Below are 20,450 nucleotides of genomic sequence, written 5' to 3' on the forward strand. Positions count from 1 at the left end.
ATCAATTTACTCATTTTGCTTTTGCATCATTTAATCATAGATGGTGTAGCGGTCAGCCAACGAATATTAATCGGCTTTGTTTGCAGCACAAGGTTTGACTTCATCTACGCAAAAGAATTTAAACTTTAAATGTAAAGTATGGCTGTGTAAGTTTTATTCTCATCAGCTAGCTTTTTAAATCCCTTTTGCTAAGTTTTTACTCAGATTGTAAATCCGCTCCCTTATGAAGTTTCGACACAGGTTGTTCAAATCCTCCCCAACCCTCCTTTCCCAAAGGAGGGGGTTTTCCCTTACTCAAATTAGAAAGTCTTTCTTAAACTCAACCAGTACTGGTGATTATCGCGGTCTTGCAACTGCTCTGGCGTATTTCCAATTGGAAAGGCAACTTCTGCATTGGCTTGAATATTCCACGCACTCGTCCAGTTCAAACCTAAACCTGCACTACTGATTTGAACTTGATTATCGCCTGTCACACCTGCCCAACGCTTAGCATTTAACGTGACTTCTGCTGTATCGATAAATACTTTCGCTGTTAGCTGATGCTTTGCATCGGCAAATAAACTTTGTCTCAGTTCTGCCGTGGCCAAATAACCTGTAGAGCCTGCAAATTGACTCGATTCATAACCACGAACATTAAATGGACCACCACCTAGATATTGCTCTGCACTGTCTAGATTATAAGGACTGTATTGTCCATAAATTCCCAAATAGCCTTGCGTGCCCTTATTGCTTAGGTTTTGTAAGCGTGACAGATTCAATGTAGCACTATAGTAGTCTCCAGCTGTCTTCGCTGTTTGCGCATCTAAAGCAGCGGCATCATCATTTTTAAATTTCACGCGACCATAACTGGTTGAGGCACCATATTGGGTTAAGCCGCCACCCAAGAATTGATCAAACTGCGAGCCATCCAGTCGGGCAGTCACCACGTCAATATTTCGATGTTTGTAATATTGATTGAGCTGAATATCATCTTTCAGTTGTTTATGATCGTATTGTAAGCTGATAAGGACTTCTGCATTATTGGTCAGTAAGGCAGGTTGGCTAATGAATACGCTACTTTGTGCAGCACTCCCTTCTGCGCCAATGTTTTTTAGCTCTTTCCCAAGTTCATAATCTAGATAAGAATAACTTGCGCCTGCCCGAGTACCTATTCCTGTAAAGGTAAAGGCATAACCCACGCGCCCGTAGTTCATGCGTTTGCCAGCAGTCATTACATCTAAACTCAGTTCATCACCTAAGCCTGCAAGGTTGTTAGCAGAAATTCCAGCGGTTCCACGCACTTGACTGGTATAACGATTACCAAAGTTATCTGCGCCAATATAACCATTCAACATGGCTGCATTTTGTACTTCAACATTGAGTTGGCTACTTCCGACTGTTGCACCAGGGGTCAAAACATTTCGGGTATTGACTCCATTTAAACGATTGAGCAGTTTAAGTTGTTGTTGCATCTGGTCACTGTTGATCCGCTCACCTTGTTTAAGTGGTGCAACGGTTTGTTCAATTAGCCAGTTTTGCGTTCGACTTTGATTATCAATCTGGGTTTGATCATAATACGCTTCGAGTACATTGATACGTACTACGCCCTGACTTAGATTCTGCTGAGGCAGATAAGCCCGACTATAGGCATAGCCCTGTTGCTGGTAGTAAGTGGTAATCTTTTGGGCTATTTGCCAAAGTTGCTGAAGACTCAATTGTTTACCTTCGGCATCCGCCACTAAGTGATGCAATTGCGCTGTGCTAAAACGACTATTTCCAGTGATTTCAATTTTGCGTACAGAGATTTGGATATCAGGTGAATTAGGTACGTTATTACTTGCTGAACTTTCTACCTGAACAGCAGCCTGTGGTTCAAGGCTTTGTCCTTGTTGCTGTTGTTGTAGCAGTTGACCCGCATTAGGTGCTGGCGCTGCATGGTTACTGCTGGTCAAAAGCATCAGACAAGCAGCCACAGATGTTGCCAATATATTGTGTTGTTGTTTCATCAATTAGTGCTCCCCTGCCAAAATTTGAATACCTGCAGTGTTAACTCCACCTTGGCGTACATCTAAATCAACTGTATTTAAGACGTTATTGGTTTCAGGCAAATAACGAGGTCGTTTGAATTGTATGGCTTGTAAATACGCTGCAGGGGTTAACAGATAAATATCAGCTGTGGTCACAGCAGTCGTATCCACAAGTTTGTAGTTTTGAGCATCTAAGCCACCTAGACTTAAACCTGTAATCGATACATTTTTTGCTTGCCCTGTGGTCGCACTGTCAAATTGTCCTGTTGCTGTTGCAACGTTTAAATTATCCCCAGCGTAGATGCCGTTGAATTGTGCGTTGCTGAGATTAAGCTCAGCGGCAGTTAATCCATTATAAGTACGATTGTTGGCCGTAATTCCAGCAATGTTTTGAATATTGGCTTGGCGAATATCTGCCGTAGTTTGTGCAGTGTTATTCACCAACTCGTAGTTGTGTGCATCTGCACCACTTAAACTGACACCCTGAATCGAGACTTGTTTTGCTATACCCACATTTTTATCACTGAATTGTCCAGTTGCTGAAGCAACTTTCAATTCATCGCCTGCAACCATACCAGTGAATTGTGCTGATCCAGTATTTAATGTTGCGTTGGTGGTTGCATCATAAATACGATTATTGGCGCTAATGCCTGTCACTTGGTTAATTTTAGCTTTCGCAATATCCAATGCACCATCAACAAAAGTTAGCTCATAGTTTTTGTCTACACCCGTTGCGCTATTGGTGTATTTGCCAGCATCTTTGCCGGTAACCGTTGCACTGACACCAGATAATACAGATTCTGTCTCTCCATTGACTAAACCAGAAGCACTAAAACCAGCAGCAGTTTGATCTTTACCGTTATAGACTGTATTTAAACCATTGGCGGTCACAGTGGCTTTGGCTTTAGCGATATCTAAAGAGCCATCAACAAAACTTAACTCATAGTTTTTATCTAGACCTGTTGCAGTATTGGTGTATTTGCCAGCATCTTTAGCAGTCACCGTTGCACTGACACCTGATAAGACCGATTCGGTTTCACCATTGACCAAACCTGTCGCAGTAAAGCCAGCAGCTGTTTGATCTTTACCGTTATAAACCGTATTTAAACTATTGGCGGTTACAGTGGCTTTGGCTTTAGCAATATCCAATGAGCCATCAACAAAACTTAACTCGTAGTTCTTGTCTAGACCCGTTGCAGTGTTGGTGTATTGACCTGCATCTTTAGCAGTCACCGTGGCACTGACACCAGAGAGTACTGATTCATTTTCACCACTCACCAAACCTGTTGCAGTAAAGCCAGCAGCAGTTTGATTTTTACCATTATAGGTGGTTGATACGCTTTTGGCGGTTACGGTGGCTTTGGCTTTAGCAATATCCAATGCACCATCAACAAAACTTAGCTCATAGTTTTTATCTATACCCGTTGCAGTGTTGGTGTATTGACCTGCATCTTTAGCAGTCACCGTGGCAGTTACGCCTGATAATACTGATTCAGTTTCACCATTGACCAAACCAGTTGCAGTAAAGCCAGATGCGTTTTGGTTTTTGCCGTTATAAGTAGTTGATATGCTATTGGCTGTTACGGTGGCTTTCGCTTTAGCAATATCTAATGAGCCATCGACAAAACTTAACTCGTAGTTTTTATCTATGCCTGTTGCAGTATTGGTGTATTGGCCTGCATCTTTAGCAGTCACCGTCGCGCTTACACCTGAGAGTACTGATTCAGTTTCACCATTGACCAAACCTGTTGCAGTAAAGCCAGCAGCCGTTTGGTCTTTACCGTTATAGACTGTATTTAAACTATTGGCGGTCACAGTGGCTTTAGCTTTAGCAATATCTAATGAGCCATCAATAAAACTAAGATCATAGTTCTTGTCTAGACCCGTTGCACTATTGGTATATTGACCTGCATCTTTAGCGGTCACCGTTGCACTGACACCTGAGAGTACGGATTCAGTTTCACCATTGACTAAACCTGTTGCACTAAAGCCAGCAGCTGTTTGATCTTTACCGTTATAGACTGTATTTAAACTATTGGCGGTCACAGTGGCTTTCGCTTTAGCAATGTCTAAAGAGCCATCAACAAAACTTAGCTCATAGTTTTTATCTAGCCCTGTTGCCGTGTTGGTGTATTGACCTGCATCTTTAGCAGTCACCGTTGCACTGACACCTGACAATACCGATTCAGTTTCACCATTGACTAAGCCTGTTGCAGTAAAGCCCGCAGCCGTTTGGACTTTACCGTTATAGACTGTATTTAAACTATTGGCGGTCACAGTGGCTTTAGCCTTAGCAATATCCAATGCACCATCAATAAAACTTAAATCGTAATTTTTGTCTAGACCCGTTGCAGTATTGGTGTATTTGCCCGCATCTTTAGCGGTAACCGTTGCAGTTACACCTGAGAGTACTGATTCAGTTTCACCATTGACCAAACCTGTTGCAGTAAAGCCAGCAGCAGTTTGATCTTTACCGTTATAGGTGGTTGATATGCTATTGGCAGTTACGGTGGCTTTAGCTTTAGCAATATCCAAAGAGCCATCAACAAAACTTAACTCGTAGTTTTTATCTAGACCTGTTGCAGTATTGGTGTATTGGCCTGCATCTTTAGCAGTCACCGTTGCATTTACACCTGAGAGTACAGATTCAGTTTCACCATTGACCAAACCTGTTGCAGTAAAGCCAGCAGCCGTTTGGTCTTTACCGTTATAGACTGTATTTAAACTATTGGCGGTCACAGTGGCTTTAGCTTTAGCAATATCTAATGAGCCATCGACAAAGCTTAGCTCGTAATTCTTGTCTAGCCCTGTTGCCGTGTTGGTGTATTGGCCTGCATCTTTTGCGGTAACCGTTGCACTGACACCTGAGAGTACTGATTCAGTTTCACCATTGACCAAACCTGTTGCAGTAAAGCCAGCAGCCGTTTGATCTTTACCATTATAAGTAGTTGATACACTATTGGCGGTCACCGTGGCTTTAGCTTTAGCAATATCCAACGACCCATCAACAAAACTTAACTCATAGTTCTTGTCTATACCTGTTGCAGTGTTGGTGTATTGACCTGCATCTTTAGCAGTCACAGTGGCTGAAACACCTGATAAGACTGATTCAGTTTCACCATTCACTAAACCAGCCGCAGTAAAGCCAGCAGCCGTTTGATCTTTGCCATTATAAATAGTTGATACACTATTAGCCGTAACAGTGGCTTTAGCTTTCGCGATATCTAAGGAACCATCAACAAAACTTAGCTCATAGTTTTTATCTATACCTGTTGCGGTATTGATATATTGACCTGCATCTTTAGCAGTCACCGTTGCTGAAACACCTGACAATACCGATTCAGTTTCACCATTGACCAAACCAATCGCAGTAAAGCCAGCAGTTGTTTGATCTTTACCGTTATAAGTAGTTGATACACTATTAGCCATAACAGTGGCTTTAGCCTTAGCAATACCTAAGGAACCATCAACAAAGCTTAAATCGTAATTTTTGTCTAGACCCGTTGCGGTATTTGTGTATTGACCTGCGTCTTTAGCAGTCACCGTTGCAGTTACACCTGAGAGTACAGATTCAGTTTCACCATTGACTAAACCTGTTGCAGTAAAGCCAGCAGCCGTTTGATCTTTACCGTTATAGGTGGTTGATACACTATTGGCGGTGACAGTGGCTTTAGCCTTCGCGATATCTAAAGAGCCATCAACAAAGCTTAGCTCATAATTTTTGTCTAGACCTGTTGCGGTATTGGTGTATTTGCCTGCATCTTTAGCAGTCGCCGTTGCAGTTACACCTGATAATACAGATTCAGTTTCACCATTGACTAAACCTGTTGCACTAAAGCCAGCAGCCGTTTGATCTTTACCGTTATAAGTAGTCGATACACTATTAGCCGTAACAGTGACTTTAGCTTTGGCGATATCCAATGAACCATCAACAAAACTTAACTCATAGTTTTTATCTAGACCTGTTGCACTATTGGTATATTTGCCAGCATCTTTAGCAATAACCGTTGCACTGACACCTGATAATACAGATTCAGTTTCACCATTCACTAAACCTGTTGCAGTAAAGCCAGCAGCCGTTTGATCTTTACCGTTATAAGTAGTTGATACACTATTAGCCGTAACAGTGGCTTTGGCTTTGGCGATATCCAATGAACCATCAACAAAACTTAACTCATAGTTTTTATCTAGACCTGTTGCACTATTGGTATATTTGCCAGCATCTTTAGCAGTAACCGTTGCACTGACACCTGATAATACAGATTCCGTTTCACCATTCACTAAACCAGAAGCGCTAAAGCCTGACGCTGTCTGATCTTTACCGTTATAAACCGTATTTAAACTATTGGCGGTGACGGTGGCTTTAGCTTTCGCAATATCCAAAGAGCCATCAATAAGCGTCAGATCATAGTTCTTGTCTACACCTGTTACTGTGTTGTTGTATTTGCCTGCATCTTTAGCAGTCACTGTTGCGCTTACACCTGAGAGTACTGATTCTGTTTCACCATTGACTAAGCCTTTCGCACTAAAGCCAGCAGCTGTTTGATCTTTACCGTTATAGGTGGTTGATACGCTATTGGCAGTTACTGTCGCTTTAGCTTTAGCAATATCTAATGAGCCATCAATAAGCGTCAGATCATAGTTCTTGTCTACACCTGTTACTGTGTTGTTGTATTTGCCTGCATCTTTAGCAGTCACCGTTGCGCTTACGCCTGATAATACTGATTCTGTTTCACCATTGACTAAGCCTTTCGCACTAAAGCCAGTAGCCGTTTGGTCTTTACCGTTATAAATGGTTGATACGCTATTGGCTGTTACTGTCGCTTTAGCTTTAGCGATATCCAAAGAGCCATTAACAAAACTGAGCTCATAGTTCTTGTCTATACCTGTGGCGGTATTGGTGTACTGACCTGCATCTTTACCTGTGACAGTTGCAGAAACATCTGACAATACAGTTGTAGTTTCGCCATTGACCAAGCCTATTGCACTAAAGCCAGCAGCTGTTTGATCTTTACCGTTATAGGTGGTTGATACACTATTGGCTGTTACTGTCGCTTTAGCTTTGGCGATATCCAAAGAGCCATTAACAAAACTGAGCTCATAGTTCTTATCTGTACCTGTGGCTGTATTGGCATAACTACCAGCATCTTTACCTGTGACAGTTGCCGAAACACCTGACAATACACTTGTAGTTTCGCCATTGACCAAGCCTGTTGCACTAAAGCCAACAGCCGTTTGATCTTTACCGTTATAGGTGGTTGATACGCTATTGGCGGTTACGGTGGCTTTAGCTTTGGCAATATCTAATGAGCCATCAATAAGTGTCAGATCATAGTTCTTGTCTACACCTGTTACTGTGTTGGTGTATTTGCCTGCATCTTTGCCTGTGACAGTTGCAGAAACACCTGACAATACACTTGTAGTTTCGCCATTGACCAAACCTGTCGCAGTAAAGCCAGCAGCCGTTTGATCTTTACCGTTATAGACGGTATTTAAACTATTGGCCTTTACAATGGCTTGCGCTTTGTGAATTGTGGCACTTAAACCTATAGGCTGACTAAAAATATAATTTCCAGCATCCGCACCTGTTAAGTTATAGCCTGTTACGATCACAGACCGGATTCCTGCATTCTTATCTGTAAATGTGCCTATACCACTACCAGTCAATCCAACAAAGTCTCCAGCAAACGGATTGATTGAAGCAGTGCCATTTAAGGTCGCAATAGCCAAACCATCATACGTTTTATCTGCAACACTTATTCCATTAATGGTTAAAACTGCAGGCGTTATACTGGCTTTAAGATTTGTCAGCTGTAGCAAGGTGTAATTTAAAGCATCTGTTCCAGTCAGCGTATAACCCGACACAATCACATTTTTATTATTGCCCACATTTTTATCAGTAAATGATCCAAATCCAATACCCGAAAGTGTCACTGAATCACCTGACAGCACTGTCACTCCCGCAGTACCCGATAAGGTTGCTACTTTTGATGTATCATAGACCTTGTCAGCAGCGCTCAAGCCATTAATATTTAAATCTCTTTTCGCGATTGTTAATGAACCTGAACCACCATTTTCTTTATAAATTACATCATCGCCAAACTGTGTTGTATTTGCCGCGATTGGAACACCACTAATCAGAATTGAGCCATCATTTAAACTATAAATCCCTGCATTTTTACTGGTTGTTTTATAATTCAGCCCTGAAGCCAGCGTTCCAGAAGCTATCGATCCATCATAAATTTTGTCAGAAAAATTAGCGACAATTTCTGTGACCAAGGGTTTTAGGAAATGACGTAGTAAGGGCGCAGATCGTCCTTCATAAATACGCCAAACTTTTCCTGTACCACCTGCATCATCAATATCCCAACCTGCAAAAGTAGAAATTTGCTGAAGTTCTGTTGTGGTTTTTCCTACACCACCCGCACTGCTTGTTCTCCCAGAAGTACTGGTGTTCCAGAAACTATTTGTGGTTGTACCATTACCACCACCAACAAGACCACCAACATACTGCCCCCCAGTTACACTTCCTGAAGAATAATTTTTGTCAACACTACCGCCATTGAACCCAACCAGCCCTCCAACATACTGACTTCCAATAACAGTACCTGTTGCATAAGAATTGTTAATTTGTCCTGATATACCACCAATTAAACCGCCAACATAATTATTTCCTGTCACCGCGCCTGTTGCAAAAGAAGAACTTACAACACCATCACTATAACCAACCAGACCGCCAATATAATTATTATTCGAATATTTTCCTTTTACAGTCACATTGGCATAAGAATTTAAGATATTTCCTGAATTATAGTTCCAACCCACCAATCCGCCATACTGCTCGGTATTACCTGTGACTAAGCCTGCATTGACATAAGCATTATTAATCGTGCCAAGATTAATCCCCACGATCCCGCCTGTTTTTCCATAACCTGAATAACTTATATTATTTAGTCCAACATTTTGTATAAGTGCATCCTGATGCGTAATCGCAAACAGTCCAATGCCCTGATACATAGAGTCAATACTTAATCCACTAATCGCATGTCCTAATCCATCAAACCGTCCACGAAAAGCCTGCTGTGAAAGATCCATTGGACTCAAATTTGCATTATAAAAGCCAATTGGGTCGAATCCTGTATAGCCATTCCACTGCCATGTACTGCTGGCATCTATGTCTGCACCCAACACATAATTACCACTCAGGTTACCGTTGATCCCTTGTAAATCTTGACTTGTAGTCGAACCCTGTGCGCCCAAAGCCGTAATCACTTGATAGTTAATAGTAGCAGCCGTACCTTTTTGCGTACTAAAGTTCTGCCCAGCCTTTAAGTTTATTTTTGCGCCATTGTTAATATAATAATTTGCGCTGGTATTGGCCGAGTTTTGTCCATATATCAAATTAAGTTTGCCACTGTTATTGGTCGCTGTGATGTTGGCATTAATGTTGATGTCATTTTGTGCATTTAAAGTCAGGCTGTTCGCACTTCCCCAAGTCACATCAGCATTAACATTGATATCACCCTTTTGGTTACCCGTAGTGATGGTTAGCAATATGATATTACTGGTTGCAAGACTGCTTGCTAAAGTGGTTGCGCCTATGCCGCTACTGCTTGCTGGCGCATTACCCGAATTAATACTGAAATCGGTAGGGTCGATCAACCAGTTTCCAGTTTTCCCTCCATCAGAATGAGAGGACACCACTGTACTATTCTCAATCTTTACTTGAGCTGCGGAGGTTTCAATAAACCCGCCATCTTGACCATTTTTCCCTTCAGCTTTAAGCAGACCACTGACATTTGTTTCACCATTTTGCATATCACCTAACAGAATGATTTCACCTTTGGCATTTTGGCTTAAGCGATTGGCTTCAATAATCCCACTATGATTTACCACGGCTTTACTTAAACTGTCTTTGGCTTTTGCAGTTAAATATACAGCCCCATTATCGGCAAGAATTGCACCACCATTGTCCACCAAGCCTTTTAATACCCCTTGATCAACTTGGTACTGGGTGAGTGAACCATCCTGTAAAGCAAGAGTGACTTGACTGGCAGCAGTGAGATGAGTAACGCCATTCGGTGTCACAATAGAGCCGGTATTTTTAACATTGGGCGCAATCAGCGCAACAGTTCCACCTGATAAAGTTTGAATAGTACCGTTATTTTCTATCGTTGCTGTGCTATTGGCATTGGCTTTTAAAGTATATTTGCCATTTTGAATATCTGCATCGTTCAAACTTAAAGTTGAAGCAACCAAACCGCCAACATTCACTTGAGCTGTCTTAGAAAAAACCACACCATTTGGATTGAGTAAAAACACCTGCCCATTGGCATTTAAACGCCCCATAATCTGCGATGCATTGCTATCCAAAACCCGATTAATGGCTATAGATGACTGGTTTTGCTGATTAAAATTAACCGTTGCATCTTTACCAATATTAAAAGTATTCCAGTTGGTCGAAAGGTTTTGACTATTTTGATGAATATTTAAAACGTTGCCATTTTGGGAAATGTTGGCTGAACCTTGAGTGATATTGGCACCTGTAGGCAGTTCAGTATTAGAAATTGCGGCATAAATCGATAACGGCAATAAAGCCAGCCCCAAAAAAGCCAATCGGATTAAATTTATCCCTGATGCTTTGTGAACACCGCCCTTCAGTGCGTTTTTATGGTCTACAGTACTTTGTGAAGTGCTATGATTTTTCGCCAATTCTGAAACGGCTTGCCAACACCTAAGTTGTGAATTCCAAATAACTTTATAAATTTTATTCATGATAATCCCCAAATCTACTTTTTAATCAAATATCAATCATTAGATCAAATGGGGGAATAGAGAGATATACCTGAAATTGGGTATTTTGCACGTATTAATTCACGTTATAGATAACCCAATAAACGCTGAATGAAATTATTCAGCGTTTATTGGAAAGAAAGCCCTATGCATCAGTTTTAAGCTAAACAAGCACTATAAAACCATGTTTCAATAAAAAAGCACCCGTAGGTGCTTATCTGCTTATTTTCAATCAAAAGGTTAGTAATTGTGGATCAAACAAATCTTTGATCAGATCAGATTGCAATACAGGTATATCTTGCGCTGATAGATTTTCGGCTTTATTGAAAGCGAACAATTCAGTATTTTTAGCATCATCGACAACGGTTGTAGCACTTTGATCAATTGTTCGAGCAAGCACATCATCAATCTGATTTGTAGTTAAATCATTGACTGAAGTCTTTGCCAATAATTCATCGACTGAAATGGCCGTGCTGTCATAAGAATTGGTATTGGCTAGCTTGATATTGTCAACCTTGATATCGTCAACTTTGGTATTCTCAAGCCCATCTTGCAGTACAGTCGCTATGCTTGTACTGAGAATAGCTGAACTGCCAGCTATAGCGGTATGATCTACATCTGAAACATTTGAATGGAGCTGCGAGAATTGATTTTCTATTGGTGTCGATTGATCGAATACTTGAGCGCTACTTTCTGGCTCAGAATGTAAAACACCTGATCCAATCGCATCAGCACTTTTAGCTGAGTTAATATTTGAATCAGCTAAATCAGCATGAAAAGCTGACGCTTCATCAAAAACTGCCATTTTTGCAGCGATTTCGACTACAGTAAATGTTCGTGCATCACTCACTAAACTGGTATTCCCTGCTTTATCCGTTTGTACAGTGGTAATACTGTGACTCCCCAGAGTTAAATCATAAGCAAAACTATATGACCATTTACTATCTGCACCGACTGTGACCGTTCCAATCGCCTGATTATTGTCATAAATAATCAAAGTTGCCCCAGCTTCTCCGGTTCCCGAAATCACAGGCCGCTTGTCATCTGTCGTCCCATTTGCAGCAACAGAACCTACAGTTGCCCCCACATCATCAACCACATCTGTGATTTTCGGACTAGCAGGTGCGGTTACATCTTTGGTACCTGTTACAGAGCTAAGCGCTGACTGATTTCCAGCTGCATCTGTTGCATATACACTGCCGACTTTTGCTTCAGTCAACGCTGTTGAAAGTGTGACAGAATAATTTCCGTTTGCATCCGTTGTTGCTGTGCCTAATAATTTATTGGCACTGTCATAGACTGAAATTTTGGAGTTTGCTTCAGCGGTACCCGTGATCACAGTGCCTTCAGCATTTAAATTGGCCACGGGTTTATCTGGCGCTAAAACATCTTGTCCAGCTTTAATTTCTACAGCACTCGACTTATTTCCAGCAGCATCTTCAATAATAATTTTGCCAGTCTTGCTTGCATCTAAAGCAGGAGAAATGGTGATATTGAATTTACCATTGGCGTCTACCGTACCCGTTGCAATCACCACACCTGTTGAATCTTGAATAATCACTTTAGCATTTGCTTCTGCGGTTCCGTGTATTGAATTCCCTTCTTTAGATACCTCAAACTTGGGTTGATCAGGTGCGATAGTATCTTTACCCACTTCAATATTATGTTTTTCTGATTTATTTCCAGATGCATCAATCGCTTCGACTGTACCAATCTGGCCTGTGGTTAAAGCAGGAGAAATGGCAACAGAAAATTGTCCCTGTGCATTGGCTTTAGCAGTACCAATCAGTTGACCTGCTGGGTCATATACATTAATTGTGGCATTCGCTTCTGCTTTACCAGTAACAATATTTCCTTGCTCATTTAACTGCCCTTGAGGCTCATTGGGTGCAATGGTATCTTTCGTGCCAACAACCGAGGTATAGGTTGAGGCATTTCCAGCTTTGTCTTTTGCATTGATATAATAAGTATTGTTGTTTAGCAAAGCCTCTGGCAATGTCAAAGAATAATTTCCATCTTTATCGACCACTGCTGTAGCAATCACTTTCTGGTTTTTATCAATCACATAAATAGTCGCACCCGCTTCAGCGGTACCCTTAATTTCAGTCCCCTCTGCATTCAATGTTGCTGTCGGCGTTTTCGGTGCAATAATGTCGGTAATACCCTTTGATTGATTACTGCCCCCATTATCAATCAATGCCAAACCTAAACCAATTGCAGAAACAAGACCAACACCTGCTTTCACTGCACTTGAAGAAAATAGATTTGAAAATGAAAACTCAGGGGTTGAATCTTCGTAGGCAGAGACTTGTTGAACAGCCGCGGTATTGGCGCCTTCATAGAGTAAAGTGTCGAGTTTTTGCAAACCGCTATAGTCTGTAAATTTTCCATTGGCATCAAAGTGAGCAAGTGAGAAACTTCCATCTGCTTTGGGGAACGTTAAAGAATGCGTTGTGGTTGAATTGGCTTGAAAAAACCCCTCTAAAACAATTTGCTCACCATTGTTTAAACTAATAATCAGCTTATCGCCTAATCGCTCAAGTGTTTTCACATCTTGTTGTGTGACACCAATTTGAATAATAGCAGGTTGATCTAAACTGACCGTTTTTGCTTGAGAATCCTGTAGTAATATTTTGTCTTGTTTTGCAGCGACGACTATTCTTGTCATTTATACCTTCTATTGATTTAAAGTGTATTTTTTGAAAATTATACAGAAGGTATTTATATATACAAACGACTTAAACTGATTTCTGAATTATTTATAAAAATATAAAATTCAGATACTTAAAAATAAGTAAGATAGCGCACAAAATCTTATTTAAACAATAAATATCCAGCATTCTTGTTGTTCACATATAACTTCACTCTTTAACAAAGCGCTTGAGCAAATTGTGGGGCATCATCCAAAATTTCAAACCAAGCAGCTTTGTTGTCAGTAAATGCATGTGAAACAATCTTGCCTTGAACAGGCTCATTTACAATGCCTACACGTAATCTCACAATCTCAGGTAGGTCTAAACGTGCACTAAATAATGGGGATGCACATCTTTTACAAAACGTTCGCTTTTTATTTTCAGTGGCATAATATTCTTGAAACAATGCCTGTCCTTGAACAATCTCTAAATCTTTAGTCTGAATAGGAGCAATCGCCACAAATGCTGAACCTTGGGCTTTTTGACATTGCTGACAATGACAGACAAATATTTGAGGGATTTCACTATGAATTCTCAGTTGAATACCACCACAAAGGCATGAAGCTGTATACATTTTTATTCCTCTATATTGTGAGCAAACTCATTTTATCGATCAATTGTAACGCTTATAACTTATCAATAATCAAATGGATAACGTAAAAAAGTTCAGGATGGATGCGATTCACGGTATCTTGAAATTGCTCCAACTCCATCGTAGACATATACGATCTCAAAGATTGTTTTTTGTTCTAGGTTTTTTGTTCTAAGCTTTTTGTTCCAAGTCATGTGCTCGATAGGACTTTAACGCCTCAATTTCAGTATAAATGCTCGCTTGCAATTGATCACGAAATTCAATCATATCATCCATGTTTTCTATCTGGTCAATAGATAATCGTGGCATAAATTTAAAATAAAAAGAGATTCGCTTTGGAATAATATGCTTTGGAATCGAAGGAATAACTTCACCTTGTCTAAGCAATGAACCTATTTTGGGATTTGATAATATTTTATTAAACCACTTTTGTTTAAGCAGTACGTTTACATCAAAAGCTAAATCAAAAACTTCATCACCACCTAAAGCCACAAAAGGAGCAATTTCATAACCAAATTCCTGAGCCAACTTTAAGAAACCAAAGCGTTGCTTCCAGATCAGTTGATAGGCTTCACCTTTACGTTTAATGACTTCTCGACCGCCGCCTGGAAAAACCAGAATCGAATAACCTTGTCGCATCGCTTCTTTGGCATATTCTTGTACACCATCAACCCCACCAACACGTTTAACCACTTCTTTCCAAATCGGAATATGAAAATGCATATGATCAGCTAAACTGACCACTGCGATTTTATGTTCTGTAAATAAATAATCAATCAGAATCGGAGAATCTAAAACACCATAGATGGTGTGATTACCGACATACATGGCTGGTTTATTCGGCACTAAATTTTCAGTACCTAAAAATGTTGGACGAAAGTAAAAGCGCTGTAAGCTGCTTATTAATCGAATCAATTTAGCGTTGTGTCGTATTTTCAAGGTTTTTTCAGTCATGCTGTATCTCTACAAAATACTTTTCAACATTATTTGATCTTAGCCTTAAGCGTATGACTCCCCCTTTTTCAGGGAAGAGCTTTACACAAATAAAATAACTTAAATTCTCGACAATCCCCCCCTCTTTTTCAACGTAGCTGAACTGCGCTTTTCGCGGCGCAAGGGGGGATTTTTATAAAATTATAATTTAAGCAACATGCTTTTGCACAAGGATTGAACCCACAGAATAACCTGCACCAAATGAACACAGTACACCATATTCACCATCATTCACCTGATCCGCACTACGATGTAATGCAATGATCACACCTGCTGAAGACGTATTGGCAAACTCATCTAAAATGATTGGTACCAAATCAGGATCCGCTTCTGCAACTTCTTTACCGACAATGAGTTTTAAAATTAATTCATTCATATTGGCATTGGCTTGATGCAACCAAAAACGTTTTACGTTTTCAGGTTGAATACTGTTCTTTTCCAATTGTGTAGAAATAATTTTCGCAACCAATGGACACACTTCTTTAAATACTTTGCGACCATCTTGACGGAATTGCTTATCATCACGAGAAGTTAATTCTGAACCATTTAAGAAACCAAAATTATTTCGGATGTTATTGGAGAATTGGGTAAACAAATGGGTATCTACGATTTCAAACCCTGTTTTGCTGTCCGTTTCTTCAATAATTGAAGCTGTTGCAACATCACCAAAAATAAAGTGACAGTCACGTGAACGATAGTCAGTATGGCCTGAGGTAATTTCCACATTAACCAATAACACACGACGTGCACCCGTTTTTACAGCATCATAGGCTTGTTTTAAACCAAATGTAGCAGCTGAACACGCCACATTCATGTCATAAGCATAGCCTTGAATACCCAATGCAGTTTGAATTTCAATTGCAACAGCAGGATAAGCACGTTGTAAATTTGAACAAGCCAAAATCACCACATCAATGTCTGCTGCAGTTACGCCTGCATTTTCCATCGCTTGTTTTGCTGCAATTACGCCCCACTCTGCTTGGATTGAAAGCTCTTCATCTGAACGTTCTTCTAAACGTGGACGCAAGCGATTAATGTCTAGGACACCTGATTTTTCAATTACATAACGACGCTTTACGCCTGAGGCTTTTTCAATAAATTCTGCACTAGAACCACGACGGGCAACAACTTCACCCGCTTCAATTTTTTCAGCATTTTCACTGTTAAATTGTTCCACATAAGCATTTAAACAATCCACCAATTCTTCATTGGTAATCACTTCTTCAGGATGGTACAAACCTGTACCTGTAATACGGATGCCCATGTAAAACTCCTTTTTTAAATTCACAAATATTTCAAATTATTTCTATTCTAACCGATTCCAAGCTTTTCCCATACTTTTTGTATTCTGGTTGACGAAATCGGCATCTTGGTTTTCATCGGTTGAGAAAATAATGAAATACGTAGTTCCTCAACCATGAAGTAGACTTCTTTAACACGAACATCCGACTTAAACTTAAACAGTTTATCCATCCAAGGATCTACTTCTTTAATTGCAGCATCATCACGATTTAGATTATTCGGCAATCGATCTAAACGCAATAACAATGCTTTTAAATAACGTGGATATTCCTGCCAAATATCGGAAGATTTTGAATAAACAAAATTGGATAAGTTCATTAAATCCAGTTGATCTTCAATATCATTCATATTTTTAGCAAATACGTCTTGATCCAACATCAGCAATTGCTGACGTATTTCCTGCCATTGAATATAAATTTCACTGATCAGCTTTAATGCTTCCTGACCATGACTTAAAAATGACTTTTTCACATCAGCCATGACTATCGCAAATTCTTCAGCATTAATGGGTAAATCTTGAATTGCCATTTGTAATGTTGCGTACACCAACATTTGCTCAAGTTGTGCTTTATCGCCCAAAGGTGAATATGCCAATGCCAGTGGCTTGGAAATTTGCTTTTTCAATTGACGGATCAAATCCCCCAATTGCATATGAATCAAACGAATTACGCCTTCACGATGCTGCTTAATCGCTTCACTTTGATCATTAAAAGTCTGAATCACAATACCAGAGTCATCTTTCAACTCTAACTTAGCAAAGTCTTTGCTTGGGACCAGTGCCTGATATTGTTTAACCACAACCCCTGTCACCTTCTGAGAGGCCTCAAATACAAAGCTTTCAGGGAAAGTAGTAAACTCACCTTTTAACTGTTTGACCGGACTGTGTGTTTCAGTACGACAACGTGCTTTAAGTTCGGCAAGATCACGACCTTTTTCAATCACGCGGCCTTTTTCATCAATTACTTTGATAAATGGAATTAAGTACTGATCAATACGTTCAAAAGAAAAATCTTTACTGGTAATTTGTTCACCACGTAATTGAAATGCCAAAAACTCAAAAATATGCTGATGCAAATGTTGCGCATCGACTGCTTTGATCAATTTATTGGCTGTATCTGGGATCGGCACCAAATTACGACGTTTATCTTTTGGTAAGGCTTTTAATAACGCTTCGATTAAATCCAAACGCCAGCCCGGAATCCCCCAAGACCAAATATTTTCATCAACTTGCGCTAAGGCCTGTACCGGAATTTTTACTGTTGCGCCATCTTCATCATGACTTGGATCAAAACGATAGCTGGCAGCTAAACGTAATTGTCCATTATGTAAATAATCTGGAAATTGTTGCGTGGTCGGACGGTCATTCATCCATAAATCATCATCATCAACAAACAGATAACGAGGATTCTGCGGTTCTACTGTTGCTCGCCAATCTTCAAAACTACGACGACTGGCAATTTCAGTAGGCACTTTTGCGGCATAAAACTGATAAATGGTTTCTTCATCGACAACCAAATCACGACGACGCAGTTTGTCTTCCACACGCTCGACTTCTTCAAGCTTCAATAGGTTGTGTTTTAAGAATGGTGGCGTTGTTCCCAAGTTTCCTGTGGTTAGTGCATCTCTTAAGAAAATTTCATGCGCAGCCAACTGATCCACTTTTTCATAATTGGTGGCGCGTTTCGGTTCAATGATCAGCCCAAATAATGAAATCTGATCATAAGCATTGACCACACCCGGTTTTTTCGCCCAATGTGGCTCAAAATAATGATGTTTTAATAAGTTAGGTGCAGCTAAAAGAATCCACTCAGGCTCAATTTTTGCTAGTGTGCGTAAATACACCTGTGAGGTTTCGACCATTTCAAATGCCATTACCCATGGGGTATTGGTTTTATGTAAGGTCGATGCAGGAAAAATTCGGGCTTTTTGCTGACGAACTGCCATGAAAATATTACGTTCGTCAGTTTTATTGGCAATAAAGGACAATAATCCTGTCAATAAAGCACGATGTAAATTTTCATAACTGGCTGTCTTTTCATTGAATGAAAGTTTTAAGCCCTGTGCTAAATCCAGTAATTGTTCATGCGTTTTCTTCCACTCACGTAAACGTAACCAGCTAAGAAAATGCTGTTTAGCAAAATTACGTCTTTTGCTTTCACTTAAAGTTTCACGATTTTCAGTCAGTGTATTCCACAGTTTAATATAAAATAGAAAATCTGAATCCGCTTCTTTAAATAATGCATGTTTTTGATCCGCCTGCATTTGCTTATCAGCAGGACGCTCGCGTGGATCTTGTACTGCAAGCGCCGCAACAATAATCAAAACTTCATTCAGCACCCCAAAATGAGCACCACCGAGAATCATCCGTGCAAGGCGTGGGTCTATTGGCATTTTTGCCATTTGTAGACCGATTTTGGTTAAACTGTTGTTTTGAAGTTCGGCTTTTTTAGTAGCAGGTTGAGCAAGTTTTTTTGCTTTAGCACCATCTACTACTCCCTGTTGGGAAACCTCACTTTCACTTTGTGCAACCGCTTGAGGGAGATTATTTGAATTTTGCACTTCATGGATAGCACCTAATTCAATCAGTAACTTACGCCCATCATTGACCAAACGATGGTCTGGCGGCTCAATAAAATCAAAATCTTCTACAGCACCTAAACCCAGACTTTGCATCTGTAAAATAACTGATGCTAAATTGGTCCGTTTAATTTCGGGTTCAGTAAAATCTGGACGACTTTGAAAATCATCTTCACTGTATAAGCGAATGCAAACACCTGGTGCAATACGACCACATCGGCCTTTACGCTGATTTGCAGCAGCTTGAGAAATCGCTTCAATCGGTAAACGCTGTACCCGTGAACGATAGTTATAGCGAGAAATACGCGCAAAACCACTGTCGATCACATAACGAATATTCGGTACAGTCAACGCTGTTTCAGCGACGTTGGTTGCGATGATAATACGTCGCCCACCACCAGAGGGATTAAAGATTTTCTGCTGTTCGGCTAAAGCTAAACGTGCATATAAAGGTAAAATTTGCGTGTGTTTAGGACCAAATTTTTGTAAGGTCTCTTGTAGTTCTCGAATTTCTTGTTCAGTGCTTGAAAAAATAAGAATATCCGCATGTTCAGGATGCCCCTTAGATTCAGCATCCTTAAAACATTCTTCTACAGCTTGTACCACCGCACGTGGTAAATTTTCTTCAAAATCATCAAAGTCATCATCATCACTGCCTCCGATCGTCATCTCAGAAATCGGACGATAACGCAGTTCTACTGGAAAGCTACGTCCTTCCACTTCAAAAATCGGTGCGCCATTAAAATATTCGCTAAAGCGATTCACATCTAATGTTGCTGAAGTAATAATGATTTTTAAATCAGGACGTTTTTTTACCAGTTGCTTCAGGTAACCCATGATGAAATCAATGTTTAATGAACGTTCATGCGCTTCATCAATAATAATCGTGTCATATTTATTTAAATAACGATCATTAGAAAGTTCAGCAAGAAGAATACCGTCCGTCATTAAGCGAACGATTGAATCGTTTGATCCTTGTTCATTAAAACGCACTTTAAAACTGATGCTTTCACCCAGCTTCTCACCAACTTCTTCAGCAATACGTTGCGATACACTTCGTGCTGCCAGACGTCGAGGCTGAGTATGACCAATAATCCCAGTTAAACCACGACCTGCAAGCATTGCTATCTGTGGTAATTGCGTGGTTTTACCAGAACCCGTTTCCCCTGCAACAATAATAATCTGATGCTTTTGAATCGCTTCAATCAGTTTATCTGCATACTGGGTAACCGGTAGATCCTGATTGAGTTTGATTGTCGGTAGACTGGCTAATCTTTTTTTGACTTGATGGTTTGATTTCTCAAACAGTTCTTGGAATTTTTCAGGATGAGCATCTTTTCCTTTTTTCAGTCGATTTAAACGATGGCGATCTCGTACCATAACCCATTGATCGACATTTAACTGATTTGGCACAGACGCATTATCCTAATACTTAAAATTGAACGGAATATTTTACGCTGTAAAGCACAGGAGAGATAGTCCAATCAAAGTGAA

General features: G+C 40.2%; 7 protein-coding genes. All 7 read right to left on the bottom strand.

Annotation, left to right across the window (positions count from 1 at the left end; genetic code table 11):
• Nucleotides 1-299: 299 nt before the first annotated feature.
• The 7 genes from ACQ7EO_RS14595 to ACQ7EO_RS14625 all read right to left on the bottom strand — a co-directional run bounded on the left by ACQ7EO_RS14595 (nucleotide 300) and on the right by ACQ7EO_RS14625 (nucleotide 20,369).
• Complete coding sequence (locus tag ACQ7EO_RS14595) at nucleotides 300-1,985, bottom strand: ShlB/FhaC/HecB family hemolysin secretion/activation protein (protein WP_434277816.1); 1,686 nt, start codon at nucleotides 1,983-1,985, stop codon at nucleotides 300-302.
• Nucleotides 1,986-1,988: 3 nt separating this feature from the next.
• Nucleotides 1,989-10,781, bottom strand: a complete 8,793-nt coding sequence (locus tag ACQ7EO_RS14600) for an MBG domain-containing protein (RefSeq protein WP_434277817.1) — start codon at nucleotides 10,779-10,781, stop codon at nucleotides 1,989-1,991.
• 250 nt (nucleotides 10,782-11,031) lie between these two features.
• Nucleotides 11,032-13,467, bottom strand: a complete 2,436-nt coding sequence (gene blp2 / locus ACQ7EO_RS14605; RefSeq protein ID WP_434277818.1) for an Ig-like repeat protein Blp2 — start codon at nucleotides 13,465-13,467, stop codon at nucleotides 11,032-11,034.
• A 200-nt stretch (nucleotides 13,468-13,667) separates the two neighbouring features.
• A complete protein-coding gene (locus ACQ7EO_RS14610) occupies nucleotides 13,668-14,066 on the bottom strand; it encodes a GFA family protein (RefSeq protein ID WP_434277819.1) in 399 nt (132 codons plus the stop codon).
• Nucleotides 14,067-14,255: 189 nt separating this feature from the next.
• The gene (locus ACQ7EO_RS14615) at nucleotides 14,256-15,038 is read right to left on the bottom strand and encodes a 1-acyl-sn-glycerol-3-phosphate acyltransferase (protein WP_434277821.1); all 783 of its coding nucleotides are present in this window, start codon (nucleotides 15,036-15,038) and stop codon (nucleotides 14,256-14,258) included.
• A gap of 187 nt (nucleotides 15,039-15,225) precedes the next feature.
• Entirely contained in the window at nucleotides 15,226-16,341 is a 1,116-nt protein-coding gene (locus tag ACQ7EO_RS14620; protein WP_239046054.1) for a beta-ketoacyl-ACP synthase III, read from the bottom strand.
• A 47-nt stretch (nucleotides 16,342-16,388) separates the two neighbouring features.
• The gene (locus ACQ7EO_RS14625; protein WP_434277822.1) at nucleotides 16,389-20,369 is read right to left on the bottom strand and encodes a DUF3418 domain-containing protein; all 3,981 of its coding nucleotides are present in this window, start codon (nucleotides 20,367-20,369) and stop codon (nucleotides 16,389-16,391) included.
• Between the last annotated feature and the right edge of the window lie 81 nt (nucleotides 20,370-20,450).

The organism is Acinetobacter sp. CE-15 (genome assembly GCF_051059255.1).
Taxonomy (GTDB): Bacteria; Pseudomonadota; Gammaproteobacteria; order Pseudomonadales; family Moraxellaceae; genus Acinetobacter; species Acinetobacter guillouiae.